Source organism: Cupriavidus sp. HMR-1, from assembly GCF_000319775.1.
GTDB lineage: Bacteria > Pseudomonadota > Gammaproteobacteria > Burkholderiales > Burkholderiaceae > Cupriavidus > Cupriavidus metallidurans.
The window spans coordinates 1-17,071 of the sequence record NZ_ANKP01000168.1 but is presented as its reverse complement, the minus strand read 5'-3'; the positions used below and the strand labels follow the sequence as shown (position 1 = coordinate 17,071).

Annotated in this window: 16 protein-coding genes, 1 tRNA gene and 1 pseudogene; 7 read left to right on the top strand and 11 right to left on the bottom strand. The window is 63.1% G+C overall.

The annotated features are described in order from the left end of the window. The first annotated feature begins 66 nt into the window (after positions 1-66). Positions 67-684 (top strand): LysE family translocator, encoded by a 618-nt coding sequence (locus D769_RS19215; protein WP_008648416.1) that lies wholly within the window; start codon positions 67-69, stop codon positions 682-684. 64 nt (positions 685-748) lie between these two features. Here the strand turns inward: D769_RS19215 and rpsU are convergent, their stop codons facing one another. From rpsU to fdxA, 6 genes are all read right to left on the bottom strand, one after another. Continuing rightward, positions 749-961, bottom strand: coding sequence for a 30S ribosomal protein S21 (rpsU, locus tag D769_RS19210; protein ID WP_008648415.1), 213 nt, complete (start codon positions 959-961; stop codon positions 749-751). 349 nt (positions 962-1,310) lie between these two features. Beyond that, positions 1,311-1,919 (bottom strand): LysE family translocator, encoded by a 609-nt coding sequence (locus D769_RS19205; RefSeq protein ID WP_008648413.1) that lies wholly within the window; start codon positions 1,917-1,919, stop codon positions 1,311-1,313. 24 nt (positions 1,920-1,943) lie between these two features. Further along, positions 1,944-2,783: an AraC family transcriptional regulator gene (locus tag D769_RS19200; RefSeq protein ID WP_008648411.1), complete on the bottom strand. Its 840-nt coding sequence runs from the start codon at positions 2,781-2,783 to the stop codon at positions 1,944-1,946. 145 nt (positions 2,784-2,928) lie between these two features. Then, positions 2,929-3,004: transfer RNA gene (locus tag D769_RS19195), tRNA-Asn, on the bottom strand. Between the two features lie 239 nt (positions 3,005-3,243). Continuing rightward, positions 3,244-4,347: an NAD(P)/FAD-dependent oxidoreductase gene (locus D769_RS19190; RefSeq protein WP_008648409.1), complete on the bottom strand. Its 1,104-nt coding sequence runs from the start codon at positions 4,345-4,347 to the stop codon at positions 3,244-3,246. A gap of 75 nt (positions 4,348-4,422) precedes the next feature. Further along, positions 4,423-4,746, bottom strand: coding sequence for a ferredoxin FdxA (gene fdxA / locus D769_RS19185; RefSeq protein ID WP_008648407.1), 324 nt, complete (start codon positions 4,744-4,746; stop codon positions 4,423-4,425). A gap of 466 nt (positions 4,747-5,212) precedes the next feature. Here fdxA and D769_RS19180 point away from each other — a divergent pair, with 466 nt between their 5' ends. The 6 genes from D769_RS19180 to rmuC all read left to right on the top strand — a co-directional run bounded on the left by D769_RS19180 (position 5,213) and on the right by rmuC (position 11,619). Continuing rightward, a complete protein-coding gene (locus D769_RS19180; protein WP_241227886.1) occupies positions 5,213-5,695 on the top strand; it encodes a hypothetical protein in 483 nt (160 codons plus the stop codon). Positions 5,696-5,782: 87 nt separating this feature from the next. After that, positions 5,783-6,961: a nicotinate phosphoribosyltransferase gene (pncB, locus tag D769_RS19175; protein WP_008648404.1), complete on the top strand. Its 1,179-nt coding sequence runs from the start codon at positions 5,783-5,785 to the stop codon at positions 6,959-6,961. 75 nt (positions 6,962-7,036) lie between these two features. Beyond that, positions 7,037-7,723 (top strand): lactate utilization protein C, encoded by a 687-nt coding sequence (locus D769_RS19170; RefSeq protein ID WP_008648403.1) that lies wholly within the window; start codon positions 7,037-7,039, stop codon positions 7,721-7,723. A gap of 98 nt (positions 7,724-7,821) precedes the next feature. Beyond that, positions 7,822-9,252 (top strand): sodium:proton antiporter, encoded by a 1,431-nt coding sequence (locus D769_RS19165; protein WP_008648401.1) that lies wholly within the window; start codon positions 7,822-7,824, stop codon positions 9,250-9,252. A gap of 5 nt (positions 9,253-9,257) precedes the next feature. After that, on the top strand, positions 9,258-10,253 hold the full coding sequence (locus tag D769_RS19160; protein ID WP_008648400.1) for a D-glycerate dehydrogenase: 996 nt from the start codon (positions 9,258-9,260) through the stop codon (positions 10,251-10,253). Positions 10,254-10,272: 19 nt separating this feature from the next. Continuing rightward, the gene (gene rmuC / locus D769_RS19155) at positions 10,273-11,619 is read left to right on the top strand and encodes a DNA recombination protein RmuC (protein ID WP_008648398.1); all 1,347 of its coding nucleotides are present in this window, start codon (positions 10,273-10,275) and stop codon (positions 11,617-11,619) included. Positions 11,620-11,775: 156 nt separating this feature from the next. Here the strand turns inward: rmuC and D769_RS19150 are convergent, their stop codons facing one another. The 5 genes and pseudogenes from D769_RS19150 to D769_RS32410 all read right to left on the bottom strand — a co-directional run. Then, the gene (locus tag D769_RS19150; RefSeq protein WP_008648396.1) at positions 11,776-12,057 is read right to left on the bottom strand and encodes a hypothetical protein; all 282 of its coding nucleotides are present in this window, start codon (positions 12,055-12,057) and stop codon (positions 11,776-11,778) included. A gap of 178 nt (positions 12,058-12,235) precedes the next feature. Further along, on the bottom strand, positions 12,236-13,522 hold the full coding sequence (gene glp / locus D769_RS19145; protein WP_008648395.1) for a gephyrin-like molybdotransferase Glp: 1,287 nt from the start codon (positions 13,520-13,522) through the stop codon (positions 12,236-12,238). A gap of 94 nt (positions 13,523-13,616) precedes the next feature. Beyond that, positions 13,617-14,228: a molybdenum cofactor guanylyltransferase MobA gene (mobA, locus tag D769_RS19140; protein WP_008648393.1), complete on the bottom strand. Its 612-nt coding sequence runs from the start codon at positions 14,226-14,228 to the stop codon at positions 13,617-13,619. Positions 14,229-14,265: 37 nt separating this feature from the next. Further along, complete coding sequence (gene moaA, locus D769_RS19135; protein ID WP_008648392.1) at positions 14,266-15,390, bottom strand: GTP 3',8-cyclase MoaA; 1,125 nt, start codon at positions 15,388-15,390, stop codon at positions 14,266-14,268. Positions 15,391-15,635: 245 nt separating this feature from the next. After that, positions 15,636-17,071 (bottom strand): annotated as a pseudogene (locus D769_RS32410) (ribonuclease E/G); the annotation flags it as partial.

Genomic DNA, 17,071 nt, shown 5'->3' with positions numbered 1-17,071 from the left:
GCTGGCTAACATGCGGCGTTCGGCTTACTCTTGATACTTCCAAAGCCGGACTTCAAAGGAGTCGTGATGACTTTCGAACACTGGATTGCGTTCGTGCTGACCAGCGTGATCCTGCTGATCATTCCAGGGCCGACGATCCTCCTTGTGATCGGTGATGCGCTCGCGCACCGTGGTCGCAGTGCCTATGCCACGGTGGCTGGTGTGGCCTGTGGTGACCTGACGGCCTTCACGCTGTCGATGGCGGGCCTGGGAGCGGTGCTGGCGGCCTCTGCCACGCTCTTCACGGCCCTCAAGTGGGTTGGGGCAGCCTATCTGGTCTATCTCGGTGTGCAGGCGCTGCGTACCGCGAATCGGGCCCGGGAACTCGAGGTGGCGCCGCAGTCCGGCAGCGGTGCCCAGCGCTTTGCCAAGGCATGGCTGGTCACGGCGCTGAACCCGAAGAGCATCGTGTTCTTCGTGGCCTTCGTGCCGCAGTTCATGGATGCGAAGTTGGCATTCTGGTCGCAGGCCGTGGTGCTGATCCCGACCTTCGTGGTGCTGGCGAGCGCCAATGCCATGGTTTATGCGCTGCTGGCGCGGTCGCTGGCGACCCGGCTGACCACGCGACGGGCGCAGGCCAATATGCAACGTGCCGGCGGCATTACGCTGATTGGGGCGGGCGCGCTGATTGCCACGCGCTCCTAGGCGGTGCCGCAGGGACGAAAAAAAACCGCCAGCTTGCTGGCGGTTTTTCTTGGCAATGCGCGAATCAGTAGAGCTTCTTCGGCAGCATTTGCATACGCAGACGCTTGCGCAGACGGGCCTCGGCAGCCTTCTTCTTGCGCTTGCGTTCGGTCGTCGGCTTTTCGTAGGCGGTGCGGCTCTTCAGTTCCACGATCAGGCCAGTCTGCAGAATGGCGCGACGGAAACGACGCATTGCAACTTCAACGGGCTCGCCCGGTTTCAGAACGATCTTAGTCAATTCAGTCCTTCGGAAATTACCGCCAGAGGCGGTGGGTTCATAGGGGGAAACGTGCCATGTCGGGCCCCGGAGCCTTTCATGACGGTGGTATTGCACACAGCGGCGAATGCCGTGGTGCGCCCCTAGAACCTGCTGTGGACCGAAATCCGTACTGCCTGTGTCAGGGGTGATGGGCCAAATTTTCCTAGCTAGGTAAAAACTTGGCGGGCTACCTGTTTCCGTGAGTATTGCGCAAGAAATACGCCGGTAAGCTTTTACAGGTATACCGGGGGTGAGTCAAGTAAACCTGGGCAATCCAAGATCATACACCAGGAAATGTGCGCGAGGACCGCCAATCCTGGGATTGGCGTTACTGCAACAGGCTGCACCACGCCGAGATCAGCAGTACAAGCGCCATGAGGCGGTCAAAGCGCTTCATCATGGCGGGGGATCGGATGTAGCGGGTGGCGCCGGCGCCGAGGACTGCCCATACGCCCATGCAAGGCAGCGAGATGATAAAGAAGGCGAGTGACAGCAGAATCACCTGATGCGAATGGTCTGACCTGTGGCCCGCGAAAACACTTACCACGGCCAGCGCCATCATCCAGGTCTTCGGATTCACGAGCTGCAATGCGGCCGCGCCTGCGAGGCCGAGAGACCGTTTGTCGTTGCTGTCGACCTCGACACTTGCTGCCGGGCTGCTCCAGATCTGCCACGCCAGCCAGGAGAGCCAGAGCACGCCGCTCCAGGCCATCACGCGTTGCACCTGCGGGTGGTCAGTCAAGGCATCGCCAATGCCGATGCCGACGGCTAGTACCAGCAAGGCTGCGCCGCCACAGCCGCCCATGATGATCGGCAGCGTTGCCACGATTCCGCGGCGGGCGCTGTGGCTCAGTACGATGACGTTGGTCGGGCCGGGCGTGATCGACGCAACGATCGCGAAAAGCAGGAAAGGAAGAAAAGGGAGCGTGTCGAGCATGTGGCCATTGTTGCGGCCGATGTCTTACGCGTCTGGAAGATTTGAGCAGCGCTTGCGGTAGTGCGCGGGTGTCAGGCCATAGGCACGCCGGAACCAGCGTCCCAGATGGCTCTGGTCGGCAAAGCCGAGCGCCACGGCGACATCGGCTGGCGTTGCGCCTCGGGCCAGCAGGTGTCTTGCGCGCGCCAGACGCATCTGTACCAGGTAGGCGTGCGGCGCGATGCCGAACGCCGCCTTGAAGGCGCGTGTCAGTCGATAGCGATCCACACCGCTGATCGCAGCCAGATCATCGAGCCCGATATCGTGATCGAGGTGGTCGTGGAGATAGTCGCGCGCCCGCTGTGCCACCAGGGGCAGGCGCGGGTCGAATGCGTGATGCGCGCGCCAATGCATATGCGCTGTCAATTGGGCGAGCAGCGCATCGAGTGCCGACTGGCGGACGATGCGCAATTCGGGCTGCTGCAGGACCGAATAGGCGCTACCGATGGCCGAGATCAGCGCGGGGTCTTCTCTCAGGGTCTGAGCAAAGCCGGGTTGGCAGTGCGCTGGGGCGTCCTCGAATACGGCGCGTAGCTCGCGCTCCATCCACTGTGCGTCGAGATAGAGCATCGAGTAGGTGAAGCCTTCCGGCGCCACAGCGTAGCCATCATGGATCTCACCGGGCTCCAGCGTGAACACCTTGCCAGGGGTGCTGCGCTGGACTTCGCGGCGACAGTGAAACTGCTGGATGCCCTGCTCGGTGTATCCGACCAGGTAGCTGTCATGCCAGTGAGGATCGTAGGCGTGGCCAGTGAAATGGGCGCGAATCGTCTCGATGCCAGTGCTGGCATCCTGCCTGAGGTCGATCCAGCTTTGGGGGCTCACAGCGATTTTCGCGTTTCGGTTCCTTGAGCGGGCATCTTATACAGTCTGATGCGAAGGCTCTGGAACGTTTGTGCAGGGGAGGGGTGTTGGGCGCGCAAAAAGAAAAAGGCCGATGCTTTCGCATCGGCCTTTTTCTTATATTGGTTGGCTCCCCGACCTGGGCTCGAACCAGGGACCTACGGATTAACAGTCCGGCGCTCTACCAACTGAGCTATCGGGGAACAGCTGAGAAAGAAATTATAACCAGCCTCTCTTCGTTTCGTCAACAACTTTTTAACGTTTTGTTTTCGCTAGAAGTTATTGCCAGAACTCTGGTTCGCCTCGAAACCGGCCTGCAGCGGGCGTTTCCACCTTTTGCAGCGTTGCCGTGTTTAGCAGCGAGGCCGCATTATAGCCAGCTTTTCGATTTATGCAAACAAAAAAACCGCCCGGAGGCGGCTTTTTTGTTTCGGTTCCGATGTCAGTCGAAAACCGGCGTCTCCACGCCAAGCACCTTGTGCAGCTTCGGCGAGGTCGTCGTGTACTGCATGTGGATCTTCTTGTCCGGGAAGATGTACGGCGCGGCGCCGAAAGCAGCCAGTGCGGCTTCGTGGAAGCCCGACAGGATCAGCTTCTTCTTGCCCGGATAGGTGTTGATGTCGCCAACCGCGAAGATGCCCGGGATGTTCGTCTCGAACTTCTCGGTGTCCACCTTGATCTGCTTGCGCTCGAGGTCCAGGCCCCATTCGGCGATCGGGCCGAGCTTCGGCGACAGGCCGAAGAACACGAGGATGTCGTCGACGGGCATACGACGGGTCACGCCGTCGGCGCCGGTCACCTTGATCTCGGTAAGCACGCCGTCCTTCTCTTCATAGCCGCCGATCTGGCCGACCATGAATTGCATTTCCATCTGTTCGCACAGCTCGCGCATCTTGGCCACCGATGCCGGCGCGGCACGGAAACCATCGCGGCGGTGGATCATCACCACCGATTCGGCCTTGCCCACCAGATCCAGCGTCCAGTCCAGCGCCGAATCACCACCGCCGACGACGACCAGATTGCGGCCGTGGAAGCGGCTCGGATCCTTGACGCGGTAGAACAGTTGCTTGCCTTCGAACTTGTCGATGCCTTCCACCTTCAGCGTGCGCGGCTGGAACGAGCCAACGCCGGCGGCGATGAAGATGGTCTTGGTGATGAAGCGGGTTCCGAGCGATGTTTCGACGAAGAAACGGCCGTCTTCGCGGCGCTCGACGACGCTCACTTCCTGGCCCAGATGGAACGTCGGCGAGAACGGCTCGATCTGCTTCAGCAGGTTGTCGGTCAGTTCCTGACCCGTGCAGATGGGCACGGCCGGGATGTCGTAGATCGGCTTGTCCGGATACAGCTCGACGCACTGGCCGCCCACTACCTTGAGCGAGTCGATGATATGTGCCTTGATTTCGAGCAGCCCCAGTTCAAAGACCTGGAACAGGCCAACTGGGCCAGCGCCCACGATCAGCGCGTCAATTTCCAGCGGCTGACCGCCAGGGTTCCCGCCGGCCTGATGGGTCGCGTCGGCCACGGGGTTAGGAATGCTCAAGTCCATATTCGTCCTGATACGTTGTGGGCACACGTGTGCCCGGCATTGCTAGAAAGCGCGGGGGACGGCTCTCTGTATTTTTTAGCGCTGCAGGTATTGCAGCTTGTCGGTGGCATCCTTCCATTCCTCGGCCTCGGCCAGCGGGGCCTTGGTCTTGGTGATGGAGGGCCAGATCCGGGAGAGTTCGGCATTCAGTTCGATGAACTGTTGCTGATCGCCCGGCACGTCTTCCTCGGCGTAGATCGCGTTGACCGGGCACTCGGCCACGCACACGGCGCAGTCGATGCATTCGTCCGGGTCGATGGACAGGAAGTTCGGGCCTTCGCGGAAACAATCGACCGGACACACATCAACGCAGTCGGTATAGCGGCAACGGATGCAGGATTCGGTGACAACGTGAGTCATTTCGGTTCCAGAAAAACGGATCGGTCTTCAAATGGGGGAGGTCCAAGGCCGCATTCTTGCCCGGCGTTCCCGCCAGTCACCCGACATGCGTCAAGCACAGCGCAAGTCAATCGGGATAACTTGGGGCGAACGGGGGCCGTGGCCTTTCAAAGACCGATATTGTAGCCGAGCCTTCCCGCAAGAATAGCGAGTCTATATAGCTGGGTAAGATAGTTTTCTTATTTCTTTATGTGTTTTGTTGGCAATCCGATTCGAAAGTCGGCCTGCCAGGCGGCTTTCGTGGCGTTCAGGGCATCGAAACCGGTGGCGAACCGCTAATATTCTCCCTACGATGCCTGTGGCTACCCGGGGTAAAAGTGCGGCCGCGGGCCCTTGCGGGACATTCAGACTACGCAACATCCGACCGGGGACCCATGCCATGCAGGCACGCCTTCTGTTCCGATTCGCAGTTTGCCTGGCCACAGCAATGCTAGCGCCGCTGCCGTTGGCCGCCCAGACGCTGGCGCCGACGAACGGCTCCGCGGCCATGGCCGATAGCGTGGTCTCCCGGCTGGTGGCCTGGCGGGCGCGGACGGACCAGCCGGTCACGCTTTCATCGCTGACGGCGTTTGAGTGGGATAGCTTCAGCGTGGTCCGTGCGGCCGCCGGCGACCCGATGGCCAATTGCAGCCGCGAAGGTCTCGTGCCATGTGGCCCGGACCTGCACCCGCCTCCCGGCTCGATGATCCAGGTGCTGCGCTTCGACCGGGCCGGCCGTTCGGTCTACCAGGAGCGCATCATGGTCGCATCGGCCAATTTCGCCGATCCGTTGCCGACTGCGGTGCCACGCGCGCAGGCCACGCTGGTCACCTGCCCGGACGAGCAGGGGGTGCCGCTCTGGTGTGTGCAGACGCCTCGCAAGTCGGAACAGAAACCGCCACAAGGGCTGCGCTCGCTCGATGGCGGCTGACGACGCCAGGCTACGCCAGCGCGCCTCCGCGATACTTTCGGTTAGCATGATGGCCTGACTTCCGGTATGCCCCCGTCTGGCCTCGTTATGATCATCCGTTCCCTGCTCGACACTGACCTGTACAAATTCACGATGATGCAGGTGGTGCTGCATCACTTCCCGCAGGCTCAGGTGGAGTACCGCTTCAAGTGCCGCAACGCCGGGGTCGACCTGACGCCGTACGTCGACGAGATCCGGTCCCAGATCACGCAGCTTTGCCAGTTGCGATTCACCGACGACGAACTCGATTACCTGCGCGGTCTGCGCTTTATCAAAAGCGACTTCGTCGAGTTCCTGGCGCTGTTCCATCTGAACGAGAAGTACGTGCAGGTGCTGCCGTCGGCCAAGGGTGGCGGCGAAATCGAGATCATCATCAAGGGTCCGTGGCTTCATACGATCCTGTTCGAGATTCCGCTGCTGGCCATCGTCAACGAGGTGTACTTCCGACGTACCCAGCCGAAGCCCGATCTGGCGGAGGGCCGTCGCCGGCTGCAGGCCAAGCTGGAGCTGCTCGGGGCGCCGCCCTATGTGGATTGCGTGATCGCGGACTACGGCACCCGCCGCCGGTTCTCGTGCGACTGGCAGGAGGAGGTTCTGCTGTCGATGCGCGACGCCATTGGCCCGCAATTGGCCGGCACCAGCAACGTCCACTTCGCGCGTCTGCACAACATGACGCCGCTTGGCACGATGGCGCACGAGTACCTGCAGGCCTGCCAGGCCCTTGGGCCGCGCCTGCGTGATTCGCAGGTCTACGCGCTGGAGCGGTGGGCGCACGAATATCGCGGCGACCTTGGCATCGCGCTTTCGGACACTTACGGCTTCGACGCATTCCTGCGGGACTTCGATCTCTATTTCTGCAAGCTGTTCGACGGCGTGCGACACGACTCGGGCGATCCGTTCGAATGGGGCGAGCGGATGATCGCGCACTACGCGGCCAACCGCGTGGATCCGCGCGGCAAGACGCTGATCTTCAGCGATGCGCTGGACATTCCCAAGGTCATCGAGCTCTACGAGCGATTCCGTGGCCGTTGCAAGCTCGCTTTCGGTGTGGGCACCAATCTGACCAACGATCTTGGCTACAAGCCGTTGCAGATCGTGATCAAGATGGTGCGGTGCAATGGGCAGCCCGTGGCCAAGCTGTCGGACACGCCCGAGAAGACGATGTGCGACGATCCCGGCTATCTGTCGTACCTGCGGCAGGTGTTCGCGGTTCAGGCCCCCGCTTAGGAATTTTCAACCGCGCGCACCAGGGCGCTTTCTACAATCGGCCTGTCCCTTCAACCGCCACATACTCACATCGCCATGGAAACCAACGCCGCCCGTGACCGCATCTTCGCCCGCATCCGCGCTGCCCAAGGCCGGGGGGCCGCCGTGACCGAAGGTGAACGGGAGGCAGTGGCCGACTATCTGGCGCGACATCCGCAAGGGCCGCAGCCGCCGGTTGACGGCGATCGTGCCGCTGGGTTCGTCGCGCAGGCGCAGAAGATGGCCTCGACCGTGGATCGCGTGGCGACCCTGTCCGAAGTTCCGGCGGCCGTGGCGCGTTACGTGGACGGGCTGAAGCTCGTGCGCCGTGCTGTGGCATGGACCAGCCTGGGCAGCTTGCCGTGGGAGGAGCAGGGGATGACGGTCGAATGTCGTCCGCCGCTGCGCGATCCGCAAGGTGACCATGACCATGGCGACCTAGTCGGCATCACGGGCTGCTTCGTGGCAATTGAAGAGACTGGCTCGCTGATGCTGCTATCGGGCCCGGACACGTTTGCGTCGGCAGCGCTGCTGCCCGAGACTCATATTGCGGTGGTACCGGTGTCGCGCATCGTGGCCAATCTTGAAGAAGCCTTTGCGCGAATGCGCGCCGAGCATGGTCAACTGCCGCGTGCCACCAATATCATCAGCGGTCCGTCGCGAACCGGCGATATCGAGCAGACCATCGTGCTGGGCGCGCATGGCCCATACCGGGTACACGTGATTCTCGTCGATCGGGGCTGATCATCGCCACACGCGCCGCAACAGGCGCATTTTGAGACCTTTCTCCGAGGGGTTTGCTTTACACTGACCCTCTTCACGAGAAAGGAGAAATCCACACGATGCGACGTGTCAGCACACTGCTTCCCCATTGCCTGCTTGCGCTTGTTGGACTGCTGCCGAGTTGGGGCCATGCGGCCGATCTCGACGGGGCGGCGTTAGCGCCAATCTGGGGACTGCCGTTTGCCGGCATTCTGTTGTCGATCGCGCTGTTTCCGTTATTTGCGCCCAAGCTCTGGCATTACCACTACGGCAAGATCGCCGCGGCGTGGGGCGTGCTGTTCCTGGTGCCGTTCGCGACGGTCTTTGGCGTGCATACCGCGGCGGCCAACGTCGTGCACGCGCTGCTGTCCGAGTACATTCCGTTCATCGTGTTGCTGACCGCGCTCTATGTGGTGGCGGGCGGTATCTGCGTGCGCGGCAACCTGCATGGCACGCCAAAGTTGAACACCGGCATTCTCGCGCTGGGCACGTTGCTGGCCAGCATCATGGGCACCACTGGCGCGGCGATGCTGCTGATCAGGCCGCTGCTGCGTGCCAACGACAATCGCCGGCATGTGGCGCATGTCGTCGTGTTCTTTATCTTCCTCGTGGCAAACGCGGGCGGCGCGCTGACGCCGCTCGGTGATCCACCGCTGTTCCTTGGTTTTCTGAAGGGCGTGGACTTCTTCTGGACCATGCGCAACATCCTGCCCGAGACGATCTTCATGTGGGTGCTGCTGCTGGCGCTGTTCTACGTGATCGATCGTCACTACTATCTGAATCGGGAAGAGGAACTGCCGGTCAGGCAAGATCCGACGCCTGATTCGCGGGGCATCCGCATCGAAGGCAAGGTGAACTTCGTGCTGCTGCTGGCCGTAATCGGCCTGGTGCTGATGAGCGGGCTGTGGAAGCCCGGCATCGTGTTCGATGTGATGGGCACGGACGTGCCGCTGCCGGCAGTATTGCGTGACGTTCTGCTGGTCGTGGTCACCCTGGCGTCGCTCATCGTCACGCCGCATGTTGCGCGCGCAGGAAACGAGTTCAACTGGGAGCCGATCCTCGAGGTCGGCAAGCTGTTCGCCGGCATCTTCCTGACGATTATTCCCGTGATCGCGATGCTCAAGGCCGGTACGGATGGCGCTTTCGCGGGCGTGATTCGCGCGGTCAGTGATGGCAATGGGCAGCCTATCGACAGCATGTATTTCTGGGCCACAGGCATCCTGTCGTCGTTCCTCGACAATGCGCCGACCTACCTTGTGTTCTTCAATACCGCAGGCGGTGATCCGGCCACGCTGATGACGCGTGATGCTTCGACGCTTGCGGCGATTTCCGCTGGCGCGGTGTTCATGGGCGCCAATACCTACATCGGCAATGCGCCGAACCTGATGGTGAAGGCAATTGCTGAAAGCCGTGGCGTGCGGATGCCGAGCTTCTTCGGCTACATGGCCTGGTCCTGCACTGTGCTGCTGCCGCTGTTCCTGGTGATGACGCTCCTCTTTTTCCACGTATGACTGATATGAAGCCCTCCATTCTGGTCACCCGCGCAATCTTCCCCGATGTCATCGAACGGCTCGCGCAGTACTTTGACGTCGATGACAACCAGGAGGACCTGGTGCTCGACAGCGCCGCACTGCGAGACCGACTGGCGGGTAAGGCGGGTGTTCTGGCCAACGCTGCGGACCGGATCGACGACGAGCTGGTGGGGGCTTTGCCGCAGTTGCGCGCCGTATGCAACATGGCGGTCGGCTACAACAACCTCGACCTGTCTGCGCTGACTGCAGCCGGCATCGTCGCGACCAACACACCTGACGTGCTGACGGAAACCACCGCGGACTTCGGCTGGGCCCTGCTGATGGCAACGGCGCGTCGCGTGACCGAAGGGGAGCACTATCTTCGGGCCGGCAAATGGGAGCGCTGGAGCTACGACATGCTGGTCGGCATGGACGTCCAAGGCAGCACGCTGGGTATCCTCGGCATGGGGCGTATCGGCCAGGGGCTGGCGCGACGCGCGGCAGGCTTCGACATGCAGGTGCTTTATCACAACCGGAGCCAGTTGCCGGGCGATGTCGAGCGTTCGCTCAATGCGCGATATGTGAGCAAGGCGGAACTGTTGCAGCAGTCCGATCACCTTATCCTGGTGCTGCCCTATAGCGCCGAAAGCCATCATGCCATCGGCGCAGCGGAAATCGCGCAGATGAAGCCGACCGCGACGCTGATCAATCTCGCGCGCGGTGGCATCGTCGACGACGCCGCGCTTGCGGCGGCACTGCGCGCGCGCAAGATCTTCGCCGCGGGTCTTGATGTGTTCGACGGCGAGCCGAGCGTGCATCCGGATTTGTTGACCGTGCCGAACATCGTGCTGACGCCTCATATCGCCAGCGCTTCCGAGAAGACGCGCCGCGCCATGGCCAACCTGGCCGCGGACAATCTGATCGCCGCGCTGGACGTGGGTCCGCAGGCCGGGAAACCGCCGACTGTCGTCAATCCTGAAGTGATGGCGCATCGTCGCTGATTGCCGGGCTGCCCGAGACATGTCACTGGTTCCCATCCTGACCCTCGCGACCGCCGTGGTGGCGGTACTGCTGCTACTGGTGCTGGTCTGGCGCACGCAGGGCAAATCCGCTGGCGCGGACCTGCAACCATTGCTCGGCGAGTTGCGTGACGACGTGCGCGAGGATACCGCGCGTGGCCTGGAGCGGCTCGAGCGCGAAGTGCGCACGGAGATCGCCGAAAGCGCGCGCGCCAATCGCGGTGAAGCCGGTCAGCAGATGTTGCGATTCCAGCAGACGCTGTCGACGCATCTGACGAGCATCGCGACGGTACAGCAACAGCAGCTTGCGCAGATGTCGGAAGCCAATGAGCGGCGTCTGGTGGAGGTGCGTACGACGCTGGAGCAGAAGCTGCGCGACATCGAGGCCAACAATGCCGCCAAGCTTGAGGAAATGCGTCGCACCGTGGACGAGAAGCTCCACGCCACGCTGGAGCAGCGGCTCGGTGAATCGTTCAAGCTGGTGTCCGATCGTCTGGAGCAGGTCCATCGTGGACTCGGCGAGATGCAGGTGCTGGCGCAGGGCGTAGGTGACCTCAAGCGCGTACTGACCAATGTGAAGTCGCGCGGCACATGGGGAGAGGTTCAGCTTGAGATGCTGCTCGAGCAAATACTCACTCCGGATCAGTACGCCAAGAATGTCGAAACGGTCCGCAGTTCTGGCGCGCGCGTCGAATTTGCCATCCGTCTGCCTGGGCGAGAGTTGGAGAGTGGGGCAGTGTGGCTGCCGATCGACGCCAAGTTCCCGAAGGAGCAATACGAGCGCCTGATCGACGCCCAGGACCGGGGCGATGTGGACGGGGTGAACAGTGCGAGCCGTGAACTCGAGGTCGCGGTGCGGCGCGAAGCCCAGACGATCGCGGAGAAGTATCTGTCGCCTCCCGCAACGACGGACTTTGCGATTCTGTTCCTGCCTACCGAAGGGCTATATGCCGAGGTGCTGCGGCGCCCGGGACTCACAGACCTGCTGCAGCGCGACTATCGAGTGACTGTGGCTGGCCCAACGACGCTGACCGCGTTGCTCAACAGTTTGCAGATGGGTTTCCGCACGCTTGCATTGGAGAAGCGATCGAGCGAAGTCTGGGAGGTGCTCGGCGCCGTGAAAACCGAGTTCGGCAAATTCGGTGAAGTCCTCGCCAAGACGCGTGACACGCTGGTACGTGCGGCTCGGAATATCGAACAGGCCGAAGTCCGTACCCGGCAAATGGAACGCAAGCTGCGTACCGTCGAGGCGTTACCTGGAGATTTGGCGGAACAGCTACTGGGAACAGGCGAGAAGCCCTCAGTGGATGCCGACGCTGCGGAGCAGGGGCAGGCAGAAGGCCTGTAGTCGCTCAGATTCCGACGCGATCTCGGAGCGTCCACAAGGCTGCAGATCAGCCGCCGGAGGATGGCGGCAAAAGACACAGCAATCGCCTATGGCACGTCCAGCTTCTTGTGGCGCTGCGAGGAACCGGTGCAGCGCCCGTGTGACAGCCGAAACAGCTTACTGACGATCTTCGGGCGTCAATTCGCGCACGTGCACTTCGATGCCGCCGAAGCGGGCAGCCACCCAGTTGTATGCCTTGCAACCGAGCCATAGCAGGCCGAATCCGATCAACGCGTTGAGGATCAGGGCCGTGAAGACGGTGATGCCGGGCAGGTCGCCATAGCGAATGAAGGCGACGAACAGGCCCATGGCGACGATCGGTACGGAAAAGCACAGGTAGACCAGCACCAGCGCGCGAGCGGTCTTGACAGGGTGGAGGTACGCGATCTCCTGGTTCATGACGACAGACACAATATTCGGGGATTCGGATTTTCGTGCTGCAAGTGTAGCGATTGGGGCTTGCGACGCCTAGTCTGCCCCTCTTGTGGATGGGCAATTCGGATGGCGGGGCGCGGCTTTTGCCGCCGAATGCGGCACAAAAACGACACCCTCGCAGGACTTCGCCGTACCGCTGCGCTCAGATCAATCCGTCGAAAAGCATGATTTCGACGCTTTCCCCAGCTTCCACAGTGCCTTGTTCATGCGCGAGCACGATAAAGCAGTTGGCTTCGCTCATGGACCGCAGCACCCCTGAGCCCTGCTGGCCTGTGACGCGGACTTCCAGCGTGCCATCGGCGCCGGGGGCGAGAATGCCTCGCTGGTATTCGGTACGGCCCGGCTTCTTGCGAATGGTTCCGGCACTGCGCACACGCATCAGCGGGAGTGGGGCGACCTTGGCACCCATCAGTCGATGCAACGCCGCGCGCACGAAATGGTAGAACGTGACCATCACGGCCACCGGATTGCCTGGCAGTCCGAACAACAGTGCCTCGCGGCCATTCGACGTGATGCGTCCAAATGCCATCGGGCGGCCGGGGCGCATCGCGATCTTCCAGAAGGTGACGTCGCCCAGTTGCGCCATGATCTGCTTGGTGTAGTCCGCTTCTCCAACAGAAACGCCGCCTGACGTGATGATCGCGTCGGCATTCTCGCAAGCGCTGCGGAACGCGGCTTCCAGTGCTTCCGGATCGTCCCGGACCACGCCCATATCGATCAGGTCGACATTGAGGCGGCGCAGCATACCGTGCAGCGTGTAGCGATTCGAGTCATAGACGCAGCCCGGGTCCAGTGCCTCACCGATCGAGCGGAGCTCGTCGCCGGTGGAGAAGAAGGCCACGCGCAGGCGGCGGCGCACTTTGACTTCGGCCACGCCAAGCGAGGCCAGCAGGCCGATATCCGCTGGCTGAAGGATGCGGCCCGCGGCAAGCGCGGCCTGCCCGTTGGCCAGATCCTCGCCACGCAGCCGGCGGTTGTCGCCGGCGCGCACGGCATCAGCCGCAAAACGGATCTGGTTGCCACCGGCCTGGATCTCAACGAACTCCTGAGGCACCACCGTATCGCAACCGTCGGGCATGACCGCGCCGGTCATGATGCGCACGGCTTGCCCCGGGCCTGCCGGGCTACCAAGCGCATTGCCGGCGTAGGCCGTGCCGATGACCTGAAGCACCACGTCGCTCCCGGCGTCGGCCAGCGCCGCGCTGCTGAACGCGTAGCCGTCCATCGCGGAATTGTCATGCGCCGGCACGTCGATCGACGAGATCACATCCTCGGCCAGCACGCGATCGAGTGCGGTGCGGATCGCCAGTTGTTCGATGCCGCCAACAGGCTCGATCACATCGCCAATGATGGCGTTGGCCTTCGCCACGGGCAGGGCGGAGGGGTCGTAGTCTGACAGGCAGGAGATGACGGATTGAAGCGAAGGCATGGCGTAGTCTCGTGGCGCGCCTGACAGTCTGAACAGAGACAGTGGACGGCGCGCGTGTACTCGGAAGGCGAGGTCTTGAGCGTAGGCTGGAAGTCTAACCCGCGCGCTTCTCGCTTTCGTGCATGTGCAGTTCGTCGAGCGTGTTGATATTGGCGAAGGCCGCGGCATCGTCGAACGGCACTTCCACCAACCGATGGCTGGCCGCCCAGGTCTCGATCTTGCGGCCGCCACCGTTCAGATAGGCGACCAGACTGTCGATGGCCGATGCCGGCATCAGACAGAACACGGGCTGGGTCTGGCGGCGGCCGTCGGCGTCGATCGTGACCGGAATCGCCAGTTCGGCGTCCTCGGTCTCGATGGCCTGGGCCAGTCGTTGCACCAGATCCGTGGGCAGGAATGGCGAATCGCAAGGCGCCGTCACCATCCAGCCGGTCTGGCATTGCTCGAGCCCTGCCAGCATGCCGGCCAGGGGGCCTGCGAAGTCGGGCACGGAATCAGTAACGACCGGCACGCCGAAAGATTCATAGGCGGCAAGGTTGCGATTGGCGTTGATCAGCATCGCGCCGGTCTGCGCGGACAGGCGCATCAGCGTATGCATGGCCATCGGCACGCCGCGAAGCGGTTGCAGGCCCTTGTCCGTGCCGCCCATGCGGCTGCCTCGGCCGCCGGCCAGGATCAGGCCGGTTATGTCGTCGCGTGAAATCATGGATCTCGAGGAATGGGGCGCGGCGCCCGGAAGGGCATCACCCGCCGATATAGGACATCTCGATCTTGCGCTCGGCGCGTGCCGCGCGAATTGCCGGATCGCTGCGCTGTTCGGAATAGTTGTCGGTACGGCCTTGCCAGACCTGGGCAATCGCGTTGGCGATCTCCAGGTCACTGTGCCCACCGCGCAGCAGGGCGCGCAGGTCGTAGCCCTCGGTGGCGAACAGGCACAGATAGAGCCGACCTTCGGTCGACAGCCGGATGCGGCTGCAGTCTCCGCAGAAGGCCTGCGTGACGCTCGAAATCACGCCGATCTCGCCGCCGCCATCCCGGTAGCGCCATCGCTCTGCGGTCTCGCCCGAGTAATTGGCGGCCACAGCGTCCAGCGGAAACACTTCGTCGATCCGGCGCACGACTTCGGCCGACGGAAGGACTTCGCCCATCTGCCAGTGGTTGCTGGCGCCCACGTCCATGAACTCGATGAAGCGCATGATGATGCCGCTGCCGCGGAAGTGGCGCGCCAACGGCACGATTTCGCCGTCGTTGGTGCCACGCTTGACCACCATGTTGACCTTGATCGGCGCCAGCCCGACGGCTTGCGCCACTTCGATGCCGTGGAGCACGTCGCGCACGGCATAGTCGACGTCGTTCATCTTGCGGAAGATCGCGTCATCAATGGCATCGAGACTGACGCTGACGCGGGACAGGCCCGCGTCGCGCAACGACTGCGCCTTGCGCGCGAGCAGCGATGCGTTGGTGGTCAGCGTCAGGTCCAGCGGCTTGCCCGATACGGTTTCGATGCGCGCGAGCATTTCCACGAGTCGCTCGATGTTCTTGCGCAGTAGCGGCTCGCCGCCGGTCAGACGAATCTTCTCTACACCCTGCGAGACGAAAATGCGCGCGGTGCGTTCGATCTCTTCGAAGCTCAGCAACTCGGAGTGGGGAAGGAACGTGTAGTCCTTGTCGAACACTTCCTTCGGCATGCAGTACACGCAGCGGAAGTTGCAGCGGTCAGTGACCGAGATACGCAGGTCATGCAGTGGCCGGCCGCGCGTATCGGCAACGAGTCCGTTCGGCGCAACCAGGTGCGAAGGAATGCTCGGCACCATCGAATGGTATCGATGGTCGCGCAGGTCGAGAATGGGGATGACGGTATCGGTCATGGCCAGGGTGAGGACGGAGGCTCTTCGGCGCGCGGGCGCCCGGGAGGCCTTTCTGTCAGCCATTCTAGCCGAGCGGCATCGGGCATCGTGGATGACATTATTGCCATAGGGTCACAGTTTGCCCGAGGCAGCTGCAATACAGCTTGCGGCATTGCAGCAAGTCAATCAATCCGCAAACAAAAAAAGGGGACGGCTTCTGGCCGTCCCCTTTCCCCTTGCCGGCGCGCGGTCAGCGCGCGAGGCAATTACTGCTGTTGCTGCTGTTGCTGTGCAGCGGCTTGCTGTACGCCACCGGTCTCGACCAGAACCATCGGGCCTTCCGGCAGCGGCGGTAGCGGCTTGCGCTCACGCGGCACGCGCGGCGCCGGCACGATCTGCGAAGCGGCTTCCTGTGCGGCGCGGTGCTTGTCGCCGTCCGTACGGACCCACTCCAGGCCAGCCGCAGCCAGCATCGGCTCCAGGTTCTCGGCGCTTGGCGCGGCGGTCACCGGCGTTGCGGCCGATACGACTGCCACGGTTTCCACCACGGCTTCAATCGGCGTTGCAACCGGGGCTGCAACCGGGGCTGCAACCGGGGCCGGGGCGACGTCCGGCGTGACGATGACAGGTTCCGAAATCACCGGAGCAGCTGCCACGGGAGCGGCTACCACCGGCGCCGTCTCGACCGGAGCGGGCGTCACTACCGGCGCCGCTTGCGGCTCGGCAACGGCTGCGAAGACGGGCTCGGATGCCACCGGGGCCACCGGAGCGACCGGTGCTGCTGGGGCCACTTCCGCCGGCGTCACCGCCACGGCCGTTTCGACAGCCTTGACGCTTTCAACGGCCTCGGCAACAGCGGGCTGGAAGCCAGCCGACTCAGATTCCGATTCCGTCACGCCTGCGCTGACTTCGGCCAGATTGGCTTCGTCGCCGTCAATACCTTCGGCATTTTGCGCAGTGTCATCACGGTCGCGGCGATAGCGGTTGCGGCCGCGACGATTGCGGCGGCGGCGTTCTTCGCCTTCACCGGTCTCGGCACCTTCCACACCAGCCGGCAGTTCCGTGGTGCCTGCTTCCGTGGTCACGGCGACCATTGCGGTGGCTGCGGCGACCGGCGCTACCTGGACGGCGCCGACGGCCAGCTGCGGCGCGTCGGTGTTCAGTGCCTCGTCGGTCTCGCGGGCCTCATGGCGTTCGCGTTGGCGTTCACGCTGACGCTCGCGACGTTCCTGGCTGCGCTCGCGGCGGCCTTCCTGGCGTGCCTCGGCACGTTCCGGCTGGGCGATTGCCGGGGTGGCCTGGCCTTCGCGAGGTGCGCGTGCCGGGCGTTCGCCACGTTGCTCACGTGGCTCGCGCTGCTCACGTTGTTCGCCGCGTTGCTGCTCGCTGCGTTCACCACGCTGGCCACGGCCCTGACGGTCACCGCGCTGTTCGCCACGCTCGCCACGCTGGCCACGGCCCTCGCGACCTTCACGGCCTTCGCGTCCCTCACGGCCTTCACGGCCTTCACCACGGCCTTCGCCGCGCTGACCACGCTCGCGGCGGCCTTCACCACCGCGCGACGGGGTTTCGGCTGCCGGCTTTGCCGGTGCCTCGGGCGGCGTGGCCGGCTTGGCGCCGAACAGGCCCTTGAGCCAGGCGATGAAACCGCCGCTGGCCACCGGCTGGGTTGCCGGTGCAGGGCGCGCCGCAGGTGCCTCCG

Coding starts and splice junctions, on each gene's coding strand:
- glp (WP_008648395.1), bottom strand. CDS start 13,522: ATGCCTTCGCTTCAATCCGTCATCTCCTGCCTGTCAGACTACGACCCC.
- moaA (WP_008648392.1), bottom strand. CDS start 15,390: ATGACCGATACCGTCATCCCCATTCTCGACCTGCGCGACCATCGATAC.
- D769_RS19160 (WP_008648400.1), top strand. CDS start 9,258: ATGAAGCCCTCCATTCTGGTCACCCGCGCAATCTTCCCCGATGTCATC.
- D769_RS19180 (WP_241227886.1), top strand. CDS start 5,213: ATGCTAGCGCCGCTGCCGTTGGCCGCCCAGACGCTGGCGCCGACGAAC.
- D769_RS19190 (WP_008648409.1), bottom strand. CDS start 4,347: ATGGACTTGAGCATTCCTAACCCCGTGGCCGACGCGACCCATCAGGCC.
- D769_RS19165 (WP_008648401.1), top strand. CDS start 7,822: ATGCGACGTGTCAGCACACTGCTTCCCCATTGCCTGCTTGCGCTTGTT.
- D769_RS19150 (WP_008648396.1), bottom strand. CDS start 12,057: ATGAACCAGGAGATCGCGTACCTCCACCCTGTCAAGACCGCTCGCGCG.
- fdxA (WP_008648407.1), bottom strand. CDS start 4,746: ATGACTCACGTTGTCACCGAATCCTGCATCCGTTGCCGCTATACCGAC.
- pncB (WP_008648404.1), top strand. CDS start 5,783: ATGATCATCCGTTCCCTGCTCGACACTGACCTGTACAAATTCACGATG.
- D769_RS19215 (WP_008648416.1), top strand. CDS start 67: ATGACTTTCGAACACTGGATTGCGTTCGTGCTGACCAGCGTGATCCTG.
- D769_RS19205 (WP_008648413.1), bottom strand. CDS start 1,919: ATGCTCGACACGCTCCCTTTTCTTCCTTTCCTGCTTTTCGCGATCGTT.
- rmuC (WP_008648398.1), top strand. CDS start 10,273: ATGTCACTGGTTCCCATCCTGACCCTCGCGACCGCCGTGGTGGCGGTA.
- D769_RS19170 (WP_008648403.1), top strand. CDS start 7,037: ATGGAAACCAACGCCGCCCGTGACCGCATCTTCGCCCGCATCCGCGCT.
- mobA (WP_008648393.1), bottom strand. CDS start 14,228: ATGATTTCACGCGACGACATAACCGGCCTGATCCTGGCCGGCGGCCGA.